The organism is Mesoterricola sp. JemC181 (genome assembly GCF_055384585.1).
Map to the genome: position 1 here is coordinate 3,713,258 of NZ_AP045076.1, position 18,168 is coordinate 3,731,425.

The following is an 18,168-nucleotide window of genomic DNA, read 5'->3' on the forward strand; positions in this document are numbered from 1 at the left end:
TCAGCGGGCCTGCAGGGCCGCGCGGTACCGCCCCCCGGGCCGGGCCGCGGGCGAGAGGAAGACGTCCTCCCCCTCCTTCAGCCCCTGCAGGATCTCCACGTCCGTCTCCCCCCGCATGCCGACCCCCACCGGGACCTTCTCGGCCCGCCCCCCGCGGCGCACCAGAACGTAGGGCGCGACCTGCAGGTCGCGCACCGCTGCCAGGGGCAGCACCACCGCTCCCGAGCGGTGCCCCAGGCGGATCTCCACGGACACGGTCATGTCCGGCCGGAGGAAGGCCGGCGGGGCGGGGACCTTCAGCTTGAGATCGACCGTGCCGCGCTGGGCGTCCACGGCGGGGGCGATGTAGGCGACCTCCCCGCCGAACCGTTCCAGGGGCCGCGCGTCGGTGCTGGCCGTGGCCTGCTGCCCCAGGGCGAGCGCGCCCAGGTGCTTCTCGTCGGGCTGCACCAGGAGCTGGAGCGGTTCGTCGAGGCTCAGGGTGTAGAGCACCTTGCCGGGCTGCACCAGGTCCCCCGCCTCCACGGCGCGGGTGAGCACCACGCCCCGGGCCGGGGCGGCGACCCGCATCTGCCTCAGCTTGGCGCCGGCCAGGTCCACCGCGGCCACCGCGGCGCGCAGGTCGGCACCGCCCTGGGCGCTGCGGGCCTGGGCCAGGGCCCCCTCCCGGCCCGCCAGGGCCGTCTCGAACGCCTTGCGGAGCTCATCGGTCTGGCTGGCGCTGAGGATGCCGTCCCGGGCCAGACGCTGGCCCCGCTCCCAGGCCAGGCGCGCCTGCACCAGGGCGCTGTCGGCCTGGTCCAGGGCCGCCCGGGCCGAGGGCGCCGCGCTCTCCTTGAGCTGGTCCAGCCTCGCCTGGGCCTGGGCCAGCGCCGCCCGCTGCTCCGAGTCCTCCAGTTCCGCCAGCACCTGCCCCGCCTCCACCCGGTCCCCCTCCTCCACCAGCCTGCGGGAGACGACGCTGGCCTGCAGCGCCCCCAGGGAGACGCGCCGGGGCGCCAGGACCCGGCCGTTGAGCACCAGCGTCCGCACGAGGTCGCGGCGCGCCACCCGCACCGCCTCGAGGGCCGGTCCCAGGAGGAGGCGCGGCAGGAAGGCGGCCAGCACCAGCGCAAGGCCGCAAAGGGCCGCTCCTCGTAGAACGGTGGACCTGGACATCCGGCACTCCTCGGGTAGAAGGATCCTTCCATGGCGAGTTCATTAAATCAACACATTCCCCAGCGTTTGGAACGCAATCCAACGGATGTTGAATCAACTCTGGCCACACCAAAAAATATTTATTTAATACTTTAGCCACCCCTCCCCGGCGCAGGCGCCCTGCCACCGGAAGAAGAGGTTAAAAGTTATTATAATTATCTTTGTCTATCCAAGCGCCTGCCGGAGATCCTCCACCAGGTCCCCGGGATCCTCGATGCCCACCGAGAGGCGGATGAGGCCGTCGCCGATGCCGGCGTTCCTGCGGGCCTCCGGGGTCATGGACGCGTGGGTCATGCTGGCGGGGTGGGCCACGAGGCTCTCCACGCCGCCCAGGCTCTCGGCCAGGGTGAACCAGTGCAGGGCCAGGAGGACCCGGTTCACCGCGGCCGGGGTGGCGTCCTTCAGCTCGAAGCTGAGCATGGCGCCGAAGCCCTTCTGCTGGGCCCGGGCCAGGGCGTGCTGGGGGTGGGTGGGCAGGCCGGGGTAGTTCACGGAGGCCACGGCGGGGTGGGCGGCCAGCGCCTGGGCCACGGCCAGGGCCCCCGCCTCGTGGGCCAGCATGCGCACCCGGAGGGTCTTGAGGCCGCGCAGCACCAGGTAGCAGTCGTGGGGGCTCTGGCTGGTGCCCAGGAGGTTGTTCATGGCGGCGATGCGCTGGGCCAGGGCCTCGCGGCCGGGGCCCGCCACCACGGCGCCGCCCACCACGTCGCTGTGGCCGTTGAGGTACTTGGTGGTGCTGTGCACCACCAGGTCCGCCCCGAAGTCGAAGGGCCGCTGGAGGACGGGGGAGAGGAAGGTGTTGTCCACCACCAGCAGCGCGCCCGCACCCGCGGCGATTCCGGCCAGGGCGCCCAGGTCCGAGAGGCGCAGGAGGGGGTTGGAGGGGGTCTCGACCCAGATCATCCGGGTGTTGGGGCGCAGCGCCGCCCGCACCGCCGCGGCGTCGGCCAGGTCCAGGTAGGTGACCTCCAGGCCGTAGACCTTGCGGGCGTGCTCCAGGGTGCGGAAGGTGCCGCCGTAGCAGTCCACGGTGCAGAGCACGTGGCTGCCGTGCTCCAGGAGGTTCAGGGCCACGAGGACCGCGCTCATGCCCGAGCTGGTGCAGGTGGCTCCCGAGCCCCCCTCCAGGGTGGCGATGGCCGTCTCCAGGCGCTCCCGGGTGGGGTTGCCGCTGCGGGTGTAGTCGAAGCCGCCGTTGCTGCCGATGTCCGAGAAGGCGAAGGTGCTGGTGAGGTAGAGGGGAGGCGTCACGGCCCCGTAGGCGGGGTCCGGCTGGGAGCCGGCGTGGATGCACTGGGTGCCGGGTCCGGCCCCGGCCAGGAGGTCCGCCCTCCGGGCCCAGCCCGCCACGGGCTCCGTGCCCGGGGGCACGACCGTGAAATGGTAGGCCGGGTTGCCGGGCACGTTGCTGTCGAGGTGGTTGTCGCTCATGGGGTCCTCCGGGTGGGAGGATCGCCGCCGTTCCGGCCCGATCGTGGGGAATCCCTGATTCGTCAGCTCGCTGCAGCTCGCCATCTTCCCCCGGCTTGCGCCGCAGGCAGGAATTGGCACCTTGCCCGGAAGCAGGTTGCCAAGGTTTCACAGGGCCCGTCCCTCCACCTTTCTGGATATCGCGCTATGGAACTGGCAAGGATCCGCAAAGAACAAGAGTGCCGCAGGGCCGGGTTCCGCGCAAAGGCGAAAAAAAACCGATCGGAACCGGAACCCGCCCAGCCGGAAATGGGCTAGGGTGGACAAGGCCCCCTCCACCGCCCCCACCCGGAATCCCCATGCACACGACCCTCTACGACCTCCTCCCCCAGGCAGCCGGCGCCGGCAGCGACGAACTGCTCGGCCGGTTCCTGGAGTACGTGGAAGGCCGGCGCCTCACCCTCTACCCCGCCCAGGAGGCCGCCATCCTCGAACTGTTCGAGGGGAAGAACGTCATCCTCAACACGCCCACGGGGTCGGGCAAGTCCCTGGTGGCGGCGGCGCTGCACTTCAAGGCCCTGGCCCAGGGGCGGCGCTCCATCTACACCTGCCCCATCAAGGCCCTGGTCAACGAGAAGTGGCTGGCCCTGTGCCGGGACTTCGGGCCCGAGAACGTGGGGCTCAGCACGGGCGACGCCTCGGTGAACCGGGACGCGCCGATCCTCTGCTGCACCGCCGAGATCCTGGCCAACATCGCCCTGCGCGAGGGCGCGGACGCCGACGTGCGGGACGTGATCATGGACGAGTTCCACTACTACGCCGACCGGGAGCGGGGCGTGGCGTGGCAGGTGCCGCTGCTCACGCTGCCCCAGTGCCGGTTCCTGCTCATGTCCGCCACCCTGGGCGACACGGCCTTCTTCGAGGAGGAGCTGACCCGGCTCACGGGAACCCCCACGGTCTCGGTGAAATCCACGGACCGCCCGGTGCCCCTGGGCTTCACCTACGCCGAATCCCCGCTCTCGCTCACCCTGGAGCGCCTGGTGGAGGAGGGCAAGGCGCCCATCTACCTGGTGCACTTCACCCAGCTGGAGGCGGCCACCAGCGCCCAGGACTTCACCAGCATCAACCTCTGCACGAAGGAGGAGAAGGCCGCCATCCAGAAGGAGATGGAGGGCTTCAAGTTCAACAGCCCCTACGGCCCGGACCTCAAGCGTTGGCTGCGCCACGGCATCGGGCTGCACCATGCGGGGCTCCTGCCCAAGTACCGCATCCTGGTGGAGCAGCTGGCCCAGAAGGGCCTCCTGAAGGTCATCTGCGGCACGGACACCCTGGGGGTCGGCATCAACGTGCCGATCCGCACGGTGCTCTTCACCAAGCTGTGCAAGTACGACGGGCAGAAGACGGGCATCCTGAGCGCGCGGGACTTCCACCAGATCTCGGGCCGGGCGGGGCGCAAGGGCTTCGACGACGTGGGCTGGGTGGTGGCCCAGGCCCCCGAGCACTGGATCGAGAACATGAAGCTGGCCGCCAAGGCCGCCGCCGGCGGCCGGAAGTACACCAGGCGCCTGCCGCCGGAGCGGAACTTCACGAACTGGGACAAGCAGACCTTCGAGAGGCTCGTGGCGGCCCAGCCGGAGCGCCTGGTGTCGCGGTTCCAGGTGACCCACGGCATGCTGCTCAACGTCCTGAGCCGCCGCGGGGACGGCTGCGGCGCCATGCGCGGGCTCATCCGGGGCTGCCACGACAACGAGCGCGCGAAGGCGGCCCATTTCAGGCGCGGCTGGCAGCTGTTCCGCGCCCTGCTGGACCGGAAGATCGTGGAGTTCACGGGCGAGGGCCACAACCTGCGGGTGAACGTGGACCTGCAGGACGACTTCTCCATGAACCAGACCCTCAGCCTCTACCTGCTCGACACGATCCCGCTCCTGGATCCGGACAGCCCCGAGTACGCCCTGGACCTCATCACCCTGGTGGAGTCCATCCTGGAGAACCCCGAGGTCATCCTGCGCAAGCAGCTGGACCGCCTCAAGGGCCGGCGCGTGGCCGAGATGAAGATGGCCGGCATCGAGTACGAGGAGCGCATGGCCGAGCTGGAGAAGCTCGAGTACCCCAAGCCCCAGCGCGATTTCATCTACGGCACCTTCAACGCCTTCGCCGTCAAGCACCCATGGGTGGGCGAGGAGAACATCCGCCCCAAGTCCATCGCCCGGGAGATGTTCGAGGACTACCGCTCCTTCTCCGACTACGTGCGCGAGTACGACATCCAGCGCTCGGAAGGCCTCCTCCTGCGCCACCTGAACAGCGTGTTCAAGGTGCTGGCCCAGACCGTGCCCGATTCCGCCAAGAGCGAGGAAGTGAGGGAGATGGAGCTCTACCTGGGCGCCATGCTCCGCCAGGTGGACTCCAGCCTCCTGGACGAGTGGGAGAAGATGCGCGACGGGAGCTACCGCCCCGGGGAAGCCGCGGAGCTGCGCCCCCCCGGCGCCGAGGAGGCCGACCTGGACGTCACGAGGGACCGCAAGGCCTTCACCGCCGCCGTGCGCAACCGGATCTTCACGTGGATGAGGAGCCTGGTGGTGGGCGACTGGGAGGAGGCGGCAAACCTGCTGGCCGAGTACGGCGAGCCCGCCGACGCCGAAGGCCAGGCGTGGACCCCCGACCGCCTCAAGGCCCTGGCGGAAGCGTACCGCATGGACCACAAGGGCCCCCGCCTGGATTCCGAGGGCCGCAACCTGCGCCACACCTACGTCCTCCCCGACTGGCGGGTCCAGCAGATGCTGGTGGACGAGGCCGGGGACAACGACTGGGTCGCCGAGTTCCAGGTGGACCTGGACGCCTCCCGCAAGGCCGGGGCGCCGGTGATGAACCTGGCGCGGCTAGGGAGCTACAGATAGTTTCTTTTATCGCTTTTCATCCCCGTCCATCCCCGGCAATTTAAGCGTTTAATTCGCCGGGAATGAACGGGAGGGGGACGGGGATGGAAAAGCGATGAAGGAAAAAATCCCTGTTTCAGTCCCCTTCGAACTCCGTAAGCGTGAAGACCTTGTGGCCCATGGCCTCCAGGCGCCGGCGGCCTCCGAGGTCGGGCAGATCCACCAGGAACGCGGTCTCCACGACGACCCCGCCCAGCCTTTCGATCAGCTTCAGGGCGGCCTCGGCGGTGCCGCCCGTGGCGATGAGGTCGTCCACCAGCAGGACCCGCTCCCCGGGGACGATGGCGTCCTCGTGGATCTCGATGCGGTCGGTGCCGTATTCCAGGGCGTAGTCCTCGTGGATCACGGGCCCGGGGAGCTTGCCCTTCTTGCGGATGGGCACGAAGCCCGCGCCCAGGTGGTGGGCCAGGGCGGCGCCGACGATGAAGCCCCGGGACTCGATGCCCGCCACGAGGTGGACGGCCTGCTCCCGGTACCGCTCCGCAAGGAGGTCGATGGCGCGGCCGAACCCCTCGGGGTTCTTCATCAGGGTCGTGACGTCCCGGAACTGGATCCCCGGCTTGGGGTAGTCGGGAATGGTGCGGATGAGGGACTTGAGGGTCATGGGGGATCCCGGGGAAGGCGAAACGACCATGGTATCCATAATTCCTTCCGCCTCCCCCCTCTTCTGGTTCGTGGTTACATGGAATGTGACCTTCCTTGAAAGAACCGAATGGCGAACCCGAAGACCCCCACCAAGATCAACACCCGCAGGGCCTGGAGGGAAGCGCGGGAACTGCTCTACCACCACCGGAAGTCCCTGGCCATCGGCCTGGCCCTGATGGTCGTCAGCCGGCTCGCGGGCCTGGTCCTTCCGGCGAGCACCAAGTACCTGATCGACGAAGTGATCGGCAAGCACAACAGCCACCTCCTCCTGCCCCTGGCCCTGGCGGCGGGCGCGGCCACCCTGGTGCAGGCGGTGGCGGGCTACGCCAACTCCCAGGTGGTGTCCGTGGCCGCCCAGCGCGCCATCATGGACATGCGCCAGCGGGTTCAGGACCACATCCTGCGCCTTCCCATCCGCTACTTCGACACCACCAAGAGCGGCATCGTCATCGCCCGGGTCATGAACGACGCCGAGGGCATCCGCAACCTGGTGGGCACGGGCCTCATCCAGCTGGCGGGGGGCCTTCTCACGGCCGTGCTGGCCCTGGGGGTCCTGTTCTGGCTGAACTGGAAGCTCACCCTGGCCACCCTGGTGTTCCTGGCGGTCTTCGGGGGCGCCATGGCCCTGGCCTTCAACCACCTCAGGCCGCTCTTCCGCAAGCGCAGCGAGCTCACCGCCGACATCACGGGGCGGCTGGGCGAGTCCGTGGGCGGCGTGCGGATCCTCAAGATCTACGTGGCCGAGGACCGGGAGTCGCGGATCTTCGCGGAGGGCGCCGAGAAGCTCTTCCGGAACGTGGCGGGCACCATCACCGGCATGAGCGCGATCTCGGCCTTCTCCACGGCCATCATCGGGGTGGTGGGCGTGCTCATCATGGTGGTGGGCGGCAACGCGATCTTCGCGGGACGCATGACCCTGGGCGACCTGATCATGTACACCTTCTTCGTGGGGCTGCTGGCCGCGCCCGTGGTGCAGATCGCCAACATCGGCACCCAGGTGAGCGAGGCCTTCGCGGGCCTGGACCGCATCCGGGAGACCCTCGACATGCCCACCGAGGACCAGGAGGACCTGGCCCGGGCGCCCCTGCCCGCCATGGAGGGCCGGGTGGAGCTGGACGACGTCTGGTTCGAGTACGAGAAGGACACCCCCGTGCTGCGCGGCATCTCCTTCCAGGTGCCCGCGGGCTCCACCGTGGCCCTGGTGGGTTCCAGCGGCTCGGGCAAGAGCACCATCATCGGGCTCCTCATGGCCTTCAACCACCCCCAGCGGGGCCGGGTCCTGGTGGACGGCCGGGACGTCATGTCGGTGCGCCTGCGGGACTACCGCTCGAAGCTGGGCGTCGTGATGCAGGACAACTTCCTCTTCGACGGCACCGTGGCCGACAACATCGGCTTCGCCAAGCCGGGGGCATCGCGCGCGGAGATCGAGGCGGTGGGCGCCATCGCCCACGTGGACGAGTTTGTGGAGCGCTTCGAGGCAGGCTACGACACCATCGTCGGCGAGCGCGGCGTCAAGCTCTCCGGCGGCCAGCGCCAGCGGGTCGCCATCGCCCGGGCCATCCTGGCCGACCCGCGGATCCTCATCCTGGACGAGGCCACCTCGAGCCTGGACAGCGAGAGCGAGGCCATGATCCGCGACGGCCTGCGCCGGCTGCGCACGGGCCGCACCACCTTCGTCATCGCCCACCGCCTGAGCACCATCGAGACCGCCGACCAGATCCTCGTGGTGGAGGGGGGCGAGATCGTGGAGCGCGGCCGCCACGACGAGCTCCTGGCCCTGGGCGGGCGCTACCGCCAGCTCCACGACCGCCAGCAGAGCAGCGAGCTGGACAAGTTCATCAACCCGGGTGAGGACTTCACGGTGCAGGGCACCGTGCCGGCCTAGGAGCGAAGCCATGAAGCAGCTCGTCCAGATCGTCATCTTCGGGGCCAGCGGAGACCTGGCGGTGCGGAAACTGGTGCCGGCGCTCCTGGCCCTGGCGGCCAAGGGCGCCGCGAACCTGCAGCTTGTGGGCACGGCCCGCAGGCCCTACACCGACGGCGAGTTCCGGGCCACCCTCCGGGAGCGGCTCGCGCCCGGTGAGCAGACGGCCCTCGACGCCTTCGCGGAAAGGGTCCACTACGTGCAGGGGGACGCGGAGGCCGACCTCCAGCCCCTCGAAAGGCGCCTGGCCGAACTCGCCGGGGGCGCCCCGGCGGGCCGGATCTTCTACCTCTCCCTGAAGCCGGACCTCTTCGTGCCGGTGCTGGAGAACCTGGGCCGGACCGGCCTCCTCGAGGGCGATCCCTGGCGGCGGGTGATCGTCGAGAAGCCCTTCGGCCACGACCTCGCCTCGGCCCGGGCCCTGAACGGGACCCTCCACCGGGTGGCCCGGGAGGGGCAGATCTACCGGATCGATCATTACCTGGGCAAGGAAACCGTCCAGAACCTCTTCGCCTTCCGCTTCAACAACGCGATCTTCGAGCCCCTGTGGAACCGCCGCCACATCGAGCTGGTGCAGATCACGGTGGCCGAGGAGCTGGGGGTGGAGAAGGGCCGGGCCGGCTACTACGACTCGGTGGGCGCCCTGCGCGACATGGTGCAGAACCACATGCTCCAGATCCTCGCCCTGATCGCCATGGAGCCCCCCTCGTCCCTGGACCCCGAGACCCTGCGGGACCAGAAGGTGGCCGCCCTCAAGGCCCTGCGCTTCCCCGACGGCGACCCCGCCGTGAGGGCGCGCTACACCGCGGGCGAGTCGGACGGCCGCCCCGTCCCGGGCTACCTCCAGGAGGAGGGGGTCGGGCCGGATTCGCAGGCCGAGACCTTCGTGGCCCTGCGCGCGGAAGTGGCGAACTGGCGCTGGGGAGGCGTGCCGTTCCTCCTGCGCCACGGCAAGCGCATGCCCAAGCGCTTCACTGAGGTGAAGGTGCAGTTCAGGGTGCCCCCCATCCAGCTCTTCGACGCCTTCGCCGGGGCCCCCGCGGTGGAGGGCATGGCCTGCCAGCTGCGTCCCAACCACCTCACGCTCAGCGTGCAGCCCCGGGAGGCCATGGCCCTGGGCTTCGGCGTGAAGGTGCCCGGCCCCGGCATGGTCATGACGCCGGCGGAACTGGCCTTCGATTACCACGACCGGTTCGGGGGGCAGACCGCCCCGGCCTACGAGCGCCTGCTCCTGGACGCCATCAACGGCGATCCCTCCCTCTTCCTGCGCAACGACGAGGTGGAGGCCGCCTGGAGCGCCGTGGACACCATCCGGGCCCAGCCGCTGCTGGAGTATCCCGCGGGCACCTGGGGGCCGGCCGAGGCGGACCGGCTCTTCCACGGCTGCGAAGGGGGCTGGTCCCATGGTTGACGTGGTCCGCACCGGAACGCCCCTGCCGGAGGCCGCCGCCCTCCTGCGCGAGGCCCTGGAGGCCCTGCCCCGGCCGCGCCTGGGGGTCTCGGGCGGCAGCGCCGCGGCGGTGCTGGGGCTGGCCCGCGCGGCCCTGGGGCCCCGGTGGCGCCAGGTGCGCCTGACCTGGGTGGACGAGCGGCGGGTGCCCTTTTCCGACCCGGACTCCAACCGGGGCGAGGCCTACCGGCTGGGCTTCCTGGACCCCGCCGATCCGCCGGCCGCGGAACTGCCCCTGTTCCTGGACGGGGAGACCGCGCCCGGGGCCTGCCGCCGGGTGGAGGCGGCCCTGGACGCGGACTTCGGGGGGGGCCTGGACGTGCTGCTCCTGGGCCTGGGGGAGGACGGCCATTCGGCGTCCCTCTTTCCCGGCCGCCCCTGGCCCCCGGACCGGGTCCACGCCGTGGACGCGAGCCCCAAGCCGCCCCCCGGCCGCATGACCCTGGGCCGGGACCTGCTGGCCGCCGTCCCCGTCGCCATCCTGATGGCGTCGGGCGCCGCCAAGGCGCCGGCCCTGCGCAGGCTGCTACAGGGGGACCCCGCCCTGCCCGCCAGCGGCTTCCGGGGCCTGACGGTGGTCACAGATCTGCAAGGAGTTACCCATGAATAGCGAAATCGGCGTCATCGGACTGGGCGTCATGGGCGCCAACCTCGCCCGGAACCTCGCCGGCCGCGGCTACGCGGTGGCCGGCTACGACCGCAACCCCGAAGCGGGCCGGAAGCTGGCCGCGGACCACCCCGAGGCCGGCATCGCGGTGGCGGAGACGCCGGAGGCCTTCGTGGCCTCCCTGGAGCGCCCCAGGAGGATCCTCCTCATGGTGAACGCCGGCCCCGCCGTGGACGCCGTCATCGCCCAGCTGGACCCCCTGCTGGAGGCCGGCGACGTGCTGGCGGACGCCGGCAACAGCCACTTCACCGACACCGACCGGCGCATCGGAGCGGAACGGGCCTGGTCCTTCATGGGCATGGGCGTCTCCGGCGGCGAGGAGGGCGCCCTGAAGGGCCCGGCCATCATGCCCGGCGGGGACCATGCGGCCTTCGAGACCCTTCGCCCCTACCTGGAGGCCATGGCCGCCCGCTCCGCCTCCGGCCCCTGCGTGGCGTACTGCGGCGCGGGCTCCGCGGGCCACTTCGTCAAGATGGTCCACAACGGCATCGAGTACGGCGACATGCAGCTCATCGCCGAGACCGCCTTCCTCCTGCGCCGGGGCCTGGGCCTGACCGCGCCCGGCGCCGCGCAGGTCTTCGAGGACTGGAACCGCGGGGAGCTGGACAGCTACCTGGTGGAGATCACCGCCCGCATCCTGCGCACCCCCGACCCCCAGAGCTCCGGCTTCCTGGTGGACGCCATCCTCGACCAGGCCGGCCAGAAGGGCACCGGCGCCTGGACGGTGCTGGCCGCCGCCGAAGCGGGCGTCCCCATCCCCACCATCGCCGCCGCCGTGGAGGCCCGGAGCCTCAGCTCCGCCCGCCCGCGCCGCCTGGCCGCGGCCGGCCTCTTCCCCGCCGAGGCCGCAGCCCTGCCCGGGATCTCCCTGGACGACCTGCGGGACGCCCTCTACGCCTCCAAGATCGCCAGCTACGCCCAGGGCTTCGACCTCCTGCGCGCCGCCAGCGCGAGCCGCGGCTACGGCACCGAGCTTTCCGAAATGGCCCGCATCTGGACCGCCGGCTGCATCATCCGCGCCCGGTTCCTGGAGGACGTGCGCGAGGCGTTCCTGAAGCCCCCCGTCCCGGACCTGCTGGCCTTCGCCCCCTTCTTCGCCGGGGAGCTGCGCCGGCGGGAACCCGCGTGGCGCCGGGTGGTGTCGGCGGGGGTGCTCGCGGGCCTGCCCATTCCGGGCCTGTCGGCCTCCCTGGCCTGGTTCGACACCCTGCGGGAGGGGCGCGGCACCGCGTCGATGATCCAGGCGCAGAGGGACTTCTTCGGGGCGCACACCTACGAGCGCTTCGACCGGCCGGGGGTGGCCGTGCACACGCAGTGGACGTGACGGGGAATCCCGCCCGGGCTAGGCGCCCCACCCTTCCGCCGTCCGGAAGCTGAAGAAGGTGTCGATCCCCAGGATCAGATGGTCGGAAAGGGGGACGCCCAGCGTTCCGCCGGCTTCCCGCAGGCGGCGGGTGAGCATCCGGTCCTCGCTGCTCGGGTTCACGTCGTTGCTCGGGTGGTTGTGGTACCCGATGGCGGACACGGCTCCGAAGCGAAGGGCTTCCCGGTAGAACTCGCGCGGGGAAATCAGGGTGGCATTGCTCAGGCCGTGGCTGAGGATCCGGTCCGCGATCAGCGCGCCCCTGCCGTTGAGAGCCAGCAGGCCGAACCGTTCCTCCGTCCAGCCCTGGCTGCGCGGCAGCAGATAATCCCCCGCTGCCCTGGGCGAATTGAGGCGAGGCGGGTCCTGCCTCCGGCGGGCCCGCCGCGCCAGCTCCAGGCTTGCCCATAACTGACCGGCCCTGGCGGGCCCGATCCCGGGGAACCGGGCCCAATCCGCAAGCCCGAGACCGAGGAAGCCGTGCAGCCCCCCGCACGTGGTGAGCATGGCCTGGCCCAGTTCAACGGCGCTCCGGCCCTTCAGGCCGGATCCCCAGATCAGGGCCAGCACCTCGGCATCACTCAAATGCTCGCCAAACCCGGCGAAAAGCCGTTCGCGGGGCCGCTGGTCCTGCGAAAGGTCATGTAATTTCATGAAAACCACCACGCTGCATCGTGCCCGGCCACGGGAAGACCCCTTGGCCACCGGGGCATTCCCGTTAGATGCCGGCATCGGGGGCCCCAACCGATGGCGGCGTGGCCGACGGGGCCGGCCGAAGGGATGCCTGATTTGGGTTCCACCCATCCGCCCGCTAGAATGCAAAAGGGGGTATCCGAAGGGTGATGGCGCACTGGGGCAGTTTGTGGCTGCTGCTGGCCTTGGTTGCCAGCATGCTCGGCGTCGGTTCAACACCGACGGCCGGAAGCTGGCCCTCCGGCGCCCCAACCGCCATCCACGGCTGGGCATCCCATCCGCATTCGATCCTGGTGGAACCCCCCGGCGAGCGAGCCTCGGCCAAGGCCCCCTTCGGAGCCTCGTCCGGCCGAAGCAACCTCGCCCTGCAGAAGAAGCGGGCCACGGACGGGGACGGCGCTCCTCCGAAGGGGCGGCAGGGCTCGGCGTTCCTGCCCTCGATCTTCCCGATTGAACCGTGCTCCAGCGGGGATCCGGGCCCCATGGACCAGCCTCGTCCCCAATGGACGGTCCACCAGGGACTCGAGCCTGAACAGGGCGGCCAAAACGGTCCGCCGAGCGGAATGGCGAACGCCTGAAGCTCCATGCGCCGGGCGGAGCCCGGCGCCTGTTCCATCCCCATTTGGCGGAGTTTGCCGTGAGAAGACGCTCGCTTTTGCGCGCGGCCGGGGTGCTTGGCATCTGTCTGGTCTGTGCATATTTTTTCATTCCCTTTTCCAAGGTCCGGCTGGGTCTGGACTTGAAGGGAGGTGTCCACTATGAGCTCGAAGTCCAGGGGCAGGAGGCCCTGGCCATGGACCTCGAGGAGACGCGCGCCCTCCTGCAGGACCAGTTCGTCGAGAAGGGACACCCCGGTGCGGTCGTGTCCCTGGAGGAAGGCGCCCTTCACGTCCGGGGCGTCTCCCAGCCGGCGGCCTCCCGGGTCCTGGCCAAGGCCCCAGGCTATGCCTCCCAGGACAAGGCTGGGCATATCGTCCTGGTCCAGAAGCCCGACCATCAGCGCGCCCTCAAGAAGGCCGCCAACGACCGGGCCCTGCAGATCATCGAGACCCGGGTGAACCAGTTCGGCGTGGTGGAACCCGAGATCACCCGGGGCGGGGCCGAAGGCAACCGGATCATCGTGGAGCTTCCCGGGGTCGAGGAGGGGGACCGGGACCGCATCAAGCGGCTCCTGTCCACCCCGGGCCGCCTGGAGTTGCGGATGCTGGCCAAGGCGGACCGCCCGTACTTCCCCACGAAGGAGGAAGCCTTGGCCCACTTCGGCGGCGAACTGCCCCCCGGCCTTGACCTGTGTCCTGAGCCTGAGCCGGAACGTCCCGCGAAGGGTTCCCAGAGCGCCAGGGATCCCGGCCCCGGGGCCGTCCGAAGGTGGGTCCTGCTGGAACAGCGGACCCAGTTCGACGGGGCGGCCATCACGGACGCCCGCCAGGCCACCAGCGAGATGGGCCTCCATGAAGTGCAGTTCAGCCTCAACCAGGCCGGGGCGGAGGCCAATGCCCGCGTCACAGGCCTGGCGGCGGAGGAAGGCAGGCTGTTCGCCTTTGTCCTGGATCGCAAGGTCGTCAGCGTACTGTCGGCACGGGAGAAGATCCTGGGCGGGGCGGTGCGGATCTCCGGCCAGTTCTCGGCGGAGGAGGCGGAGGACCTGGCCCTGAAGCTGCGGTCCGGGGCCCTGCGCGCCAGCATGAAGATCCTCGAGGAGCGGGTCGTGGGCCCGAGCCTCGGCAAGGACTCCATCCGGCTGGGCCTGGGGTCGTCGGCCCTGGGATTCGGCGTGATCGTGGCCTTCATGGTCTTCTGGTACCGCTGGTCGGGCGTGAACGCCGTGATCGCCCTGGCGGTGAACGTCATCGTCATGCTCGGGCTGCTGGGCAGCTTCAGGGCCACCCTGACCCTGCCCGGGATCGCGGGTTTCGCGTTGACGGTGGGCATGGCGGTGGACGCCAACATCCTGATCTTCGAGCGCATCAAGGAGGAGATGGCCCTGGGCAGGGCCGTGCCGGAGGCCATCCGCGCCGGCTTCGACCGGGTGTTCTGGACCATCGTGGACAGCCACGTGACCCAGCTGTTCGCGGCGCTGCTGCTGTTCATCTTCGGGACGGGGCCGGTGAAGGGCTTCGCGGTCTCCCTGACCGTAGGCGTGGCGGCCTCCCTGTTCACCAGCATCTACATCAGCCGCTTCATCTACGACTGGCTGCTGGAGAGGAACCCCAGGGCAGCCACCCTCAGCATCGGCGTGCATGACCTGTTCAAGGGCGTCGCCATCGACTTCATGAAATACAGGAAGGTGGCCTTGGCCCTGTCCTGGGGCATCATCCTCGCCTGCACCCTGGTGGTGAAGCCCTGGCGCACGGCGGGCAATGAGCATATCCAGCTGGGCATGCAGTTCGTGGGGGGTACGGAGATGACCGTGCGGTTCCTGGCCCCCGTGGAGGCCGAGGACGTGCGCACGGCCCTGGAAAAGGGGGGGTTCCCGGGGGCCACGGTGGTCGCCTATGAGCACGGCGAACCGGGCATCCGGGAGTTTTCGATCAAAGTGAAGCCCCAGAAGCAGGGTGACGCCGCCCATCAGTCCGACCGGGTCAAGGCCGTCCTGAAGGCCATGGACGGGGACGAGGCGGCGCTCCCGGCCCTGAACCTGGAGGGTTCCAATGCCCTCGCCGACCGTCTTGCCGTCGCCAATCCCCTGGGCCTGAAGGGGGACGAACAGGCCGTCAGGACCGCCTACGAGGGTTTCGCGGGGCAGGTCACGGGCCGGCGGGAAAAGCTGCCGGCGGGGCTGTACCGCGGCTTCGCGGAGCTTCCGGCGGAGCTCCCCTCGGCCGTCAGGGACCTGGTCGAACGGGAATACCGGCCCGGGAAGATCGGGATCCTCAAGGACGAGAGTTTTTCCGCCTCCATCTCCGGCGAGTGGACCCGCAAGACCCTGGCTGCCGTGGCCTGGGCCATGGCCGCAATCCTGCTGTACGTGGTGTTCCGCTTCACCACGGCCTTCGCGGTGGGCGGCATCATCGCGCTGGTGCACGACATGCTCATGGCGCTGGCCCTGTTCGCGGTGCTGGGGTACGAGTTCAATGTCCCGGTGGTGGCCAGCTTCCTGACCCTGATGGGCTATTCCATGGCCGACACGATCGTCGTGTTCGACCGGATCCGGGAGAACACCCACAAGCCCGAATACCGGCACGCGCCGTTCACCCGGATCATCAACGATTCCATCAACCAGACCCTGAGCCGGACCGTGCTGACCTCCCTTTCGGTCCTGTTCGTCAGCGTCTGCCTCTGGCTCTGGGGCGGTCCGGCCCTGCGCGACCTGGCCTTCCCGCTGGTCGTGGGGGTGCTGACGGGAACCTACAGTTCCATCTACATCGCCAGTCCCGTGGTGGCCTGGTGGCAGCGCTTCGTCCCGAGCCAGGACAGGCTCGCGGCGTCCTGAACCGCCGGGCGGCGCCGGCCTTCGCCCGGCGCCGCCCGGAACTTCCCTCCGGAGGATCCCGTGCTCATCGCCCTCGCCCCGACCAGTTCACCCGCCATCCTGGCCGACCTTGCCAAGGTCCTCGGCGTGTCGGCGCTGACCACCATCGCCTGCCGCACCTTCCGGCTGCCCACGGTCCTCGGCTACCTGATCGCCGGACTCATCATCGGGCCCCATGTCCCCATCCCCATGGTGGCCGACCCGGGCAACGTGCACACCCTGTCCGAGCTTGGGGTCATTCTCCTGATGTTCACCCTCGGGCTCGAGTTCAGCCTGGCCAAGGTGGCCCGGGCCGGACCCGCCGCGGCCCTGGTGGCCGTCACCCAGGCGGGTTTCATGATCTGGATGGGCTACCTTGCGGGCCGGATGGTGGGCTTCAGCGCCGTGGAGAGCCTGTTCGCGGGAGCCGCCCTGGCCATCAGCTCCACCATGATCATCGCCCGGGCCTTCGAGGAACTGGGGATCAAGGGGCCGTTGTCCGAGCTGGTGATTTCTGCGCTGATCGTGGAGGACCTGCTTGCCATCCTGCTTCTGGCCCTCCTGGGCGCGGTGGCTTCGGGGGCGGGGTTCAACGTCGCCGCCCTGGGGCTGACCGCGGCGAGGCTGGCGGCCTTCCTTGCGGTCGTCCTGGCTCTTGGCCTCTGGCTGCTTCCACGATGGGTGCGCCGGGTGGCCGCGCTGGGCCATGATGAAACCCTTCTCATCGCCGTGGCCGGCCTGTGCTTCAGCTTTTCGCTCCTGGCCGCCAAGGCCGGCTACTCCGTTGCGCTGGGGGCCTTCCTGGGCGGAATGGTGGTGGCGGAATCCGGGCTGTCGCACAAGGTCGAGGCCCTGCTGGCGCCCCTGCGGGACCTGTTCGTGGCCGTGTTCTTCGTGTCCATCGGCATGTCGCTCGATCCCGGCCAGTTGATGCCCAATTGGAAGGCTCTGGTCCTGTTCGGCCTCCTGGTCCTCGTGGGCAAGTTCGCTTCGGCGTCGGCCGGGGCCCTGCTGGGCGGGAACAGCCTGCGGACCTCCCTGCGCACCGGCGCCAGCCTCGCGCAGATCGGCGAATTCAGCTTCATCATCGCCGCCCTGGGCCAGAGCCTGGGGGTCGTTGGACCGGCCCTGTTCCCGGTCCTGGTGGCCACCTGCGCCTGGACGACGCTCACCACCCCCCTGCTGATCGGACATTCGGAGACCCTGGCCGACCGCATCGAGCGGGCCCTGCCCAGCCACTTGAGGCATTTCCTCCTACATCACCGGACCGCCATGGGCCATCTGCGGGAAGCGCCCTTCAGCCGATCCGCCGGAAGCCGCCTCCGGCGGCCCTTTGGGCTCCTCCTCCTGTTCGCCCTCCTGACGGCGGCGCTGGTGGTCCTGGGGACCTTCCTGGGGCGCAGCCCGGCACTGTCCACCTCCGGGGCCGGCGGTGGCTTCGCCAAGGCCCTGGCCTGGGCCGGGGCGGCCGGGATCGGGGCAGCCCTCCTGGCGGGGATGGTCCAGCAGACCCGCACGCTGGCCAGGGCCCTGGCCGAGGGCCTGGAGCGGACCGGGAGACCAAGCGGGAAGGGTGTTGGCGACGCGATCCGGTTCATCCTTGAACTTGCCATCGGCTGCCTGGTGGGGCTGCCCCTCCTTGCCGTCCTCCAGCCCTTCCTGCCGGTCGCCCTGGTGCTTACCGCAGTGCCGATGGGGCTGATCCTGCTCGCGGGGGTCTTCTTCCGCCGCACGGGCCGGCTCCTGGAGCGCAGGGAGCTCCCGCGGGATGAACCCCCTCCGGTCCCCCCGGAGGTCTCATGACGGCCGGGGCCGAGGCGAGGGGACACCTCCGCGGGCAGGTGCTTCCCTGGCTTTCAGAGGGAGCGGCGGCGAGCGCCTTCCTGGGCGAACTCTACGTCCGCCTTGAAGACCCTCGCCAGCGCGCGGCCGCCCTGCAGGCTCTGGACGCGGCGGGGAGCCTGGCCGGGCATCTCGGATTGACGCCGCACCCGGCGCCCTTTTCCACGGAGGGTCTGACGGTGGTGGAAGCGGAAGCCGGGGCATGGAGCCAGCTGATTCAAGCCCAGGCGGGGCTTTGCGCCTTCAGGGCCCTGGTGCCGGGCCCTGGGCCCCGCCCGGTCCTTCGCCCTTGGCGGGCCATGGAAACTGCCTTCAAGGCTTCCGTGCTTGGGGTCCGCACCGCCTTTCCGGACGCCATGGCCGAGGATCTCCTGGCCCGGGCCTTCCAGGCCGTGGCCCGTACCTGCGCCGACCTGTTCGTGGCGGACCTCGGGGAGGAAGCGGGTCCCCTCGCCAGGCAGCGCTTCCATGCTGCCATCCGGACGGAACTCCTCCAGGGCTTCCAGGCGGCCGCCGAATCGGTCAGGCCCTGATCCGCCGTCGGCAGGCGCCACCCGCGTCAGAGGCTCCGTCCGGGGGCGGTGCCCTGCAGG

12 protein-coding genes and 1 riboswitch are annotated in these 18,168 nt (G+C 70.1%); of the genes, 8 read left to right on the forward strand and 4 right to left on the reverse strand.

Annotated elements, in window-relative coordinates; genetic code table 11:
* Together ACZ5MC_RS16435 and ACZ5MC_RS16440 are read right to left on the reverse strand one after the other, a co-directional pair.
* The gene (locus tag ACZ5MC_RS16435; RefSeq protein WP_306601555.1) at positions 1 to 1,158 is read right to left on the reverse strand and encodes an efflux RND transporter periplasmic adaptor subunit; all 1,158 of its coding nucleotides are present in this window, start codon (positions 1,156 to 1,158) and stop codon (positions 1 to 3) included.
* Positions 1,159 to 1,362: 204 nt separating this feature from the next.
* Entirely contained in the window at positions 1,363 to 2,628 is a 1,266-nt protein-coding gene (locus ACZ5MC_RS16440; RefSeq protein WP_306601556.1) for a trans-sulfuration enzyme family protein, read from the reverse strand.
* A gap of 77 nt (positions 2,629 to 2,705) precedes the next feature.
* Positions 2,706 to 2,811: riboswitch (SAM riboswitch) on the reverse strand.
* Positions 2,812 to 2,966: 155 nt separating this feature from the next.
* Between ACZ5MC_RS16440 and ACZ5MC_RS16445 the strand changes: the two genes are divergently transcribed.
* Positions 2,967 to 5,501, forward strand: a complete 2,535-nt coding sequence (locus ACZ5MC_RS16445; RefSeq protein WP_464516296.1) for a DEAD/DEAH box helicase — start codon at positions 2,967 to 2,969, stop codon at positions 5,499 to 5,501.
* A gap of 115 nt (positions 5,502 to 5,616) precedes the next feature.
* On the opposite strand, the gene ACZ5MC_RS16450 is transcribed toward ACZ5MC_RS16445, so the two are convergent.
* Positions 5,617 to 6,144: an adenine phosphoribosyltransferase gene (locus ACZ5MC_RS16450; RefSeq protein ID WP_306601559.1), complete on the reverse strand. Its 528-nt coding sequence runs from the start codon at positions 6,142 to 6,144 to the stop codon at positions 5,617 to 5,619.
* Positions 6,145 to 6,252: 108 nt separating this feature from the next.
* On the opposite strand from ACZ5MC_RS16450, the gene ACZ5MC_RS16455 reads away from it, so the two are divergent.
* From ACZ5MC_RS16455 to gndA, 4 genes are read left to right on the forward strand one after another with little or no spacing between them, the layout of a single operon-like run.
* Positions 6,253 to 8,070: an ABC transporter ATP-binding protein gene (locus ACZ5MC_RS16455; protein ID WP_306601560.1), complete on the forward strand. Its 1,818-nt coding sequence runs from the start codon at positions 6,253 to 6,255 to the stop codon at positions 8,068 to 8,070.
* 10 nt (positions 8,071 to 8,080) lie between these two features.
* Positions 8,081 to 9,520: a glucose-6-phosphate dehydrogenase gene (gene zwf / locus ACZ5MC_RS16460; protein ID WP_306601561.1), complete on the forward strand. Its 1,440-nt coding sequence runs from the start codon at positions 8,081 to 8,083 to the stop codon at positions 9,518 to 9,520.
* Positions 9,513 to 10,169 (forward strand): 6-phosphogluconolactonase, encoded by a 657-nt coding sequence (locus ACZ5MC_RS16465; RefSeq protein WP_306601562.1) that lies wholly within the window; start codon positions 9,513 to 9,515, stop codon positions 10,167 to 10,169. Before zwf ends, ACZ5MC_RS16465 begins: the two co-directional genes overlap by 8 nt.
* Entirely contained in the window at positions 10,162 to 11,550 is a 1,389-nt protein-coding gene (gene gndA / locus ACZ5MC_RS16470) for an NADP-dependent phosphogluconate dehydrogenase (protein ID WP_306601563.1), read from the forward strand. Before ACZ5MC_RS16465 ends, gndA begins: the two co-directional genes overlap by 8 nt.
* 18 nt (positions 11,551 to 11,568) lie before the next feature.
* On the opposite strand, the gene ACZ5MC_RS16475 is transcribed toward gndA, so the two are convergent.
* Positions 11,569 to 12,243 (reverse strand): JAB domain-containing protein, encoded by a 675-nt coding sequence (locus ACZ5MC_RS16475; RefSeq protein WP_464516297.1) that lies wholly within the window; start codon positions 12,241 to 12,243, stop codon positions 11,569 to 11,571.
* Between the two features lie 709 nt (positions 12,244 to 12,952).
* On the opposite strand from ACZ5MC_RS16475, the gene secD reads away from it, so the two are divergent.
* Genes secD through ACZ5MC_RS16490 form a run of 3 tightly spaced genes read left to right on the forward strand, consistent with a single transcriptional unit; the run spans position 12,953 to position 18,108 of the window.
* Positions 12,953 to 15,715: a protein translocase subunit SecD gene (gene secD, locus ACZ5MC_RS16480; protein ID WP_464517792.1), complete on the forward strand. Its 2,763-nt coding sequence runs from the start codon at positions 12,953 to 12,955 to the stop codon at positions 15,713 to 15,715.
* 60 nt (positions 15,716 to 15,775) lie between these two features.
* Positions 15,776 to 17,536 (forward strand): cation:proton antiporter, encoded by a 1,761-nt coding sequence (locus tag ACZ5MC_RS16485; RefSeq protein ID WP_306601565.1) that lies wholly within the window; start codon positions 15,776 to 15,778, stop codon positions 17,534 to 17,536.
* Entirely contained in the window at positions 17,533 to 18,108 is a 576-nt protein-coding gene (locus tag ACZ5MC_RS16490) for a hypothetical protein (protein WP_306601567.1), read from the forward strand. The genes ACZ5MC_RS16485 and ACZ5MC_RS16490 overlap by 4 nt, the downstream gene beginning before the upstream one ends.
* The last annotated feature ends 60 nt before the right edge of the window (positions 18,109 to 18,168 follow it).